The sequence below is a fragment of the Kineococcus auxinigenes genome, assembly GCF_050871525.1.
Taxonomy (GTDB): domain Bacteria; phylum Actinomycetota; class Actinomycetes; order Actinomycetales; family Kineococcaceae; genus Kineococcus.
This window is the reverse complement of the sequence record NZ_JBKBCT010000125.1, coordinates 1-5,646: the sequence shown is the minus strand read 5'-3', so window position 1 is coordinate 5,646 and position 5,646 is coordinate 1. Positions and strand designations below refer to the sequence as shown.

Below are 5,646 nucleotides of genomic sequence, written 5' to 3'. Positions count from 1 at the left end.
CCCCCCCCCCCCCCCCCCCCCCCCCCCCCCCCCCCCCCCCCCCCCCCCCCCCCCCCCCCCCCCCCCCCCGCCCCCCCCCCCCCCCCCCCACGGCGGATCGAGACGGGGGCCGGGGTCAGGCGGGGGCGGTGAGGTCGGGGGCCGCGCGCAGCCAGGCGTCGACGCGGCGAAGGCTCGCGCCGAACCCCGGCTCCTCGGGCCGGTTGAGGTGGCCGTGCCGGGTGCCCGGCTCCAGCACGCACGTCACCGGCACGCCCGCCGCCACGAGCCGCGCGGCGAACTCCTCCGCGGAACCGCGCAGCCCGTCCACCTCGCTGACCAGCACCAGCGCCGGCGGGAACCCCTCCAGGGGCGCCGTGCCGGGCGTCACCGCGGCGGGAGCGCCGTCCGGGTCGCCGCCGACGTGGGCGGCGTACATCTCCCGCACGGCGGGCGCCTCCCAGCGCTCCTCCCCCGGCGGCAGGGCGTCCAGGGCGCGCACGGCCGCGGGCGAGGCGGCCGGCGGGACCGCGTGCAGCGTCGGGTACGCCAGCACCACCCCGGCGGGCGGCTCCTCGCCGGCCTCCAGCAGCCGCAGCACCGCTCCCGCGGCGAGGTTCCCCCCGGCGCTGGCACCACCGAGGAAGGTGCTCGCGGCGTCCACGCCCGCGGCGGCGGCCAGCTCGCGACCCCAGCGCCACGCGGCCAGGACGTCGTCGGAGGGCACCGGCCACCGGGTCCCCTCGCCGGCCAGCCGGTAGCCCACGGTCACGACGAGGTGCCCGGCGCGCTGCAGGGTCCGGGCCACGGCGTCCGACTCGGGCATGTCGAGGTCGCCGTGCACGAAGGCGCCGCCGTGCGCCCACACCAGCGCCCGCACGGGCGTCCCCTCGGGCACGTGGACGCGCACGTCCACCGGCCCGTGCGGGCCGGGGGCGGCGCGGTCGGTCACCGACCCCGGTGCGCCCAGCGGGGCGCCGTCCACGAGCTCCTGCGCGGTGTCCTGCACGAGTACCTCCACACGTCGACGGGCGGTGCGGGGACCGTAGCGGGGCGTGGCCGGGGAATCGGGGCCGGGTTCGGCGAACCGCTTGACCCGGCCCACGGCCATCACCGAACGTGACGTCGTGGACACGTGGCTGGTGCCGCACCTGGCGGGCACCGTCCTGCTGCTGGTCGCGGGCGTCGCGAAGCTGCGCCGCCCGGACGGGACGGCGCGCGCCCTGCGCGCCCAGCACCTGCCGTCCTCCCGCGCGCTCGTGCGGCTGCTCGGCGCCGGCGAGGTCGCGCTGGCCGCTGCGGCGCTCGCGGGGGCGCCGGGCACCGCGTGGGCGCTCGCCGCCGCCTACGCCGCGTTCACCGGCTTCGTCGTGCTGGCCCTCGTGCGCGACGCGCCGCTGAGCTCTTGCGGCTGCTTCGGGGAACCGGACCTGCCGCCCACCCGCACCCACGTCGCCGTGACCGCGGCGCTGGCGGCCGCGAGCGCCGCCACCGCCCTCGGCGGCGGCCCCACCGGCCTGGTGGGCGCGGCGGGTTCCGGGGTGCCGGCGGCGCTGGCCGCGGCGGGCCTGGTCGCGCTCGTGGCGTGGCTGGCGCTGCTGTCCCTGACCGCGCTCCCCCGCCTGGCGGCCGCGCAGCGCCCCGCCACCACCGTCGCCGCCCCCGCAGCCACCAGGAGCGCCTCGTGAGCACCGTCCTGACCGCCGTCGTCGTCGCGCTCGCCGTGGCCGTGGCCCTGCTGGGGCTGCTGGTGGCGGGGCTTCTGCGCAGCCACGCGGAGATCCTGCGCTCCCTGCACGCGCTGGGCGCGGGCCGGGAGGACACCGCGCCGCGGTCGGCGGGGCCGGTGGACGTGCCGTTCGGGGTGGGCCCGGGCGTGGTGGGCCCGGCGGGCGTCACCGGCGCCGCGGCGGTTCCCGTCAGCGGGACGACGCCCGACGGCGACGGCGTGCAGGTGGCGGTGGGCGCGGGCCCGGACACCCTGCTGGCGTTCCTCTCCAGCGGCTGCCTGACCTGCCGGGGCTTCTGGGAGCGCCTGCGCGACCCGGCGGGCGCGGGGCTGCCGGCGGGCACCCGGCTGGTGGTGGTCACGCAGGGCGCGGAGCGCGAGAGCGCCACGGCGGTGCGGGCGCTGGCCGCCGACGGGGTGGACGTGGTGATGTCCACGCCGGCGTGGGAGGGCTACGAGGTGCCCGGCTCGCCGTACTTCGTGCTCGTCGACGGCGCCACGGGCCGGGTGTCCGGCGAGGGCAGCGCGACGGCGTGGGAGCAGGTGCAGCGGCTGGTCGCGGAGGCCACCGGCGACCGGGAACTGGCCGGCCGCGGCGCCCACGCCCACCAGCACGCCCACGCCCACGCCGGCGAGGACACCGGTGACGGCGCGCACCGCGAGGCCCGCGCCGACCGCGAGCTGCTCGCCGCGGGCATCGCGCCCGGCCACCCCAGCCTGGACCTGACCGCCGAGGAGCTCGTCGAGCCCCCGCGGCCGCAGGGCTGAGGGGCGGCAGGCGTGGAGCCGACGGCGTGGGCGCTGCTGCTGGGGCTGCCGACCGCGGCCGTGGCCGCTCTGCGCTCCACGTGGTCGCCTTGAGGCGAGTCGATGCTCTCGAGCATCACCCCGCTGGGCGAGCGGGGACGCGCGAGCCGCTGGCCGGTGACGGTGGCGGCCTACCTCACCGGTTCCGCCGCGGGCGGTCTGGCGCTGGGCGCCCTGCTGGGGCTGCTGGGCGCGCTGCTGCCGCTGGAGCACCGGGCGGCGGCGGTCGCGGCGACGGCGCTGCTGGCGGTGTTCGCGGCGGTGTCGGTGGCGGTGGAGACGGGCCGGCTGCCGCAGCTGCCGACGTGGCACCGGCAGGTCGACGAGGACTGGCTGCACCGCTACCGCGGCTGGGTGTACGGGGTGGGGTACGGCGCGCAGCTCGGCGTGGGCGTCGTCACGATCGTCACCTCCCCCCTCCTGCACACCGCGCTGGCGCTGGCCGTGCTGGGCGGCGGCCCGCTCGCGGGCGCGGCGGTCGGGCTGGTGTTCGGGACGGTGCGGGCGCTGCCCGTCCTGGCGCTGCGCGGTGTCACGACGCCGCAGCGGCTGGCGCGCGCGCACCGGGGGCTGGAGCGCCGAGCGCCCGCCGCCCGGACGGCGGCGGCGGCCACGTCGGCCGTCGTCTCGCTGGCCGCCGCGGCGCAGGTCGCGGCCCTGGTCACCGGCTGAAGGGGGAGGTCGACGTGCAGGTGCTGGCGCACGGGGTGGGGGTGGACGCCCCGCCCGGGTGGGAGGTGCGGATCACCCGACGCAGCGGGGAGGAACACGCGCCGGGGGCGCGGGTGCGGCCGGTGCTGCACGCGGCGACGGTGCCGCTGCCGGCGGTGCGCGGCGACTTCGGCGGCGGGGTGACCGCCTCGCTGGGGGCGGGCGACCTGTTCGTGTCGCTGTTCGAGCACGACCCGGCGGCGTGCTCGACGGCGCTGTTCGCCACCCGCGGGCTGCCGCGGCCGCAGGCGGCGGACTTCGCCCCGGAGCAGCTGCAGCGCACGATCGCGGGGCAGTCGGGGGCGCAGTGGTTCTTCCAGCACGCCGGGCGGGCGTTCTGCCTGTACGTGGTCCTGGGCAGCCACGCGCGGCGGGTGGAGCTGCTGCCGCGGTTGCGCGCGGTGCTGGCCTCGCTCGTGGTCGAGGCGGGGGTGGAGTCGTGACGGTGCTGGAGCGGGTGGACGAGGCCGGTGGGCGCGCGGGTTCGCCCGGGCGGCTGGGTGCGCTGGTGGACCGGCTCGCGCTGGCGCTGGCGGCGCGTTCCAGCCGGCGGGGTTTCCTGGCGCGCACGGCGGTGGTGGGCTCGGCGCTGGCGGTGGGGCCGTGGGGTTACCTGACGCGGCCGGGCACGGCGTACGCGGTGGTGTGCGGGCCGGACTCGACCTGCTCGTCGGGGTACACGGTGTTCTGCGCGACGATCAACGGCGGGGTCAACCGGTGCCCGCCGGGCAGCCTGGTGGGCGGCTGGTGGAAGTCGGACGGGGCGGGGTTCTGCTGCGGCGGCGCCCGGTACTACGTGGACTGCCACAGCTACTGCTCGTGCGGGTGCAGCGGGAGCACCACGTTCTGCGCCGAGAGCTGCACGTCGTGCTCGTGCGGGTGCGGCCCGGACGGGCAGTGCGACCAGCGCAAGGTGTGCTGCAACCGGTTCCGGTACGGGCAGTGCAACCAGGACGTGCGCTGCACCGGGCCGGTGTGGTGCCGGGTGGTCACGTGCACGCCGCCGTGGCGGATCCCGTCGTGGGAGTGCTCCACGACGAGCGCCACCGACCAGCGCACCGGCGTCCACGGCGCGCCGGCGCTCGAGGACTGCACGCCGATCGGCAGCCGGTACACGTCCCTGGGCGGGCAGGGCGGTCTGCTGGGCGAGCCGCGCACGCCGGAGACGCCCGTCCCGGGCGGCGAGGGCCGCTACCAGCACTTCGAGGGCGGCTCGCTGTACTGGTCGCCGGCCACGGGGGCGTTCGAGGTGCACGGCGCGGTGCGCGAGGCGTGGGCCCGCAGCGGGTGGGAGGCCGGGCCGCTGGGCTTCCCCGTCACCGACGAGCTGACCGCTCCGGACGGGCGCGGGCGCTACAACCACTTCGAGCGCGGCTCGGTGTACTGGTCGCCGGCCACGGGGGCGTTCGAGGTGCACGGGGCGATCCGCACCGCGTGGGAGCGCTCGGGCTGGGAGGCGGGCCCGCTGGGGTACCCGCTCACCGACGAGCTGACTCCCCCGGACGGGCGCGGGCGCTACAACCACTTCGAGCACGGCTCGGTGTACTGGTCGCCGGCCACCGGCGCGCACGCCGTCGCGGGGGTGCTGCGCGAGGCGTGGGAGGACCTGGGCTGGGAGGCGGGGCCGCTGGGGTACCCGGTCACCGGTGAGCTGACCACGCCCGACGGGCGGGCCCGCTACCACCACTTCGAGCGCGGTTCGGTGTACGCCTCTGCGGCCACCGGGGCGCACGCGGTGCTGGGCGCGGTGCGCGAGGAGTGGGCTGCGCGGGGGTGGGAGGCCGGGCCGCTGGGGCTGCCGGTGTCCGGGGCGCGCCCCGACGGGCCGGACCGGTCGCGGCAGGACTTCGAGGGCGGGTACGCGGTGCTGCGGGAGTCCACGGGGCGGGTGACGGTCACCCTGCGTTGACCCCCGAGGAGATTGATCACTCTGCGTGGGTGGGGTTGCGCGCCCAGTGGTCGGGAGCACCCGTCACCAGGTCTTACCCTCGTGTTCGTGTTCGACCGGTTGCGGCTGATGAGCGACTACGAGGCACCGACCCCCGTGTGGGCGCCCGCCTCCGTGGGGGCGTTCGTGCTCTCGCCCACCCACCTGGACCACCTGGGCCTCGACGAGACGCTGCGCACGCGCCTGCTGCGCTGGCAGCAGTACTTCGACGACCACCACCCCGCCGACCTGTGCGGCTGGGACTCGCCCGGCTCGTCGCAGCGCTACGCCAGCGAGGGCGAGGAGCTGCGCGAGGAGCTGGAGCGGGCCCTGCCGGGCCTGCGCGTCGAGCTGGACCTGTGGCCCGTCCCCGCCGACGACTGACCCCGCCCCTCCCGCACCCCCTACCCTCGGTGCTCAACGGACTGGCGCACAGCTTCATCACCCCGCGCGGGGGGGGGCGGGGGTGCGGGGGCCGCGGGCGCGGGGGGGG

At 78.6% G+C, this 5,646-nt stretch carries 7 protein-coding genes; 6 read left to right on the top strand and 1 reads right to left on the bottom strand.

What is annotated here, in order from left to right:
• Positions 1-115 precede the first annotated feature (115 nt).
• Positions 116-988: an alpha/beta hydrolase gene (locus ACRYR9_RS19430; protein WP_432498191.1), complete on the bottom strand. Its 873-nt coding sequence runs from the start codon at positions 986-988 to the stop codon at positions 116-118.
• Between the two features lie 46 nt (positions 989-1,034).
• Here ACRYR9_RS19430 and ACRYR9_RS19425 point away from each other — a divergent pair, with 46 nt between their 5' ends.
• From ACRYR9_RS19425 to ACRYR9_RS19400, 6 genes are all read left to right on the top strand, one after another.
• Positions 1,035-1,667, top strand: coding sequence for a MauE/DoxX family redox-associated membrane protein (locus ACRYR9_RS19425; protein WP_432498194.1), 633 nt, complete (start codon positions 1,035-1,037; stop codon positions 1,665-1,667).
• Positions 1,664-2,476: a TlpA family protein disulfide reductase gene (locus ACRYR9_RS19420; RefSeq protein ID WP_432498196.1), complete on the top strand. Its 813-nt coding sequence runs from the start codon at positions 1,664-1,666 to the stop codon at positions 2,474-2,476. The genes ACRYR9_RS19425 and ACRYR9_RS19420 overlap by 4 nt, the downstream gene beginning before the upstream one ends.
• 102 nt (positions 2,477-2,578) lie before the next feature.
• Positions 2,579-3,187 (top strand): hypothetical protein, encoded by a 609-nt coding sequence (locus ACRYR9_RS19415; protein ID WP_432498198.1) that lies wholly within the window; start codon positions 2,579-2,581, stop codon positions 3,185-3,187.
• Positions 3,188-3,201: 14 nt separating this feature from the next.
• On the top strand, positions 3,202-3,669 hold the full coding sequence (locus ACRYR9_RS19410; protein ID WP_432498201.1) for a hypothetical protein: 468 nt from the start codon (positions 3,202-3,204) through the stop codon (positions 3,667-3,669).
• Positions 3,666-5,135 carry an LGFP repeat-containing protein gene (locus tag ACRYR9_RS19405; protein WP_432498204.1) on the top strand — a complete coding sequence of 490 codons (1,470 nt, stop codon included), beginning with the start codon at positions 3,666-3,668 and terminating at the stop codon, positions 5,133-5,135. Before ACRYR9_RS19410 ends, ACRYR9_RS19405 begins: the two co-directional genes overlap by 4 nt.
• 87 nt (positions 5,136-5,222) lie before the next feature.
• Complete coding sequence (locus ACRYR9_RS19400; protein WP_432498206.1) at positions 5,223-5,537, top strand: hypothetical protein; 315 nt, start codon at positions 5,223-5,225, stop codon at positions 5,535-5,537.
• Positions 5,538-5,646: the final 109 nt, after the last annotated feature.

Excerpts from the sequence above, each read along its gene's own strand:
- ACRYR9_RS19415 (WP_432498198.1), top strand. The coding sequence starts at position 2,579 with ATGCTCTCGAGCATCACCCCGCTGGGCGAGCGGGGACGCGCGAGCCGC.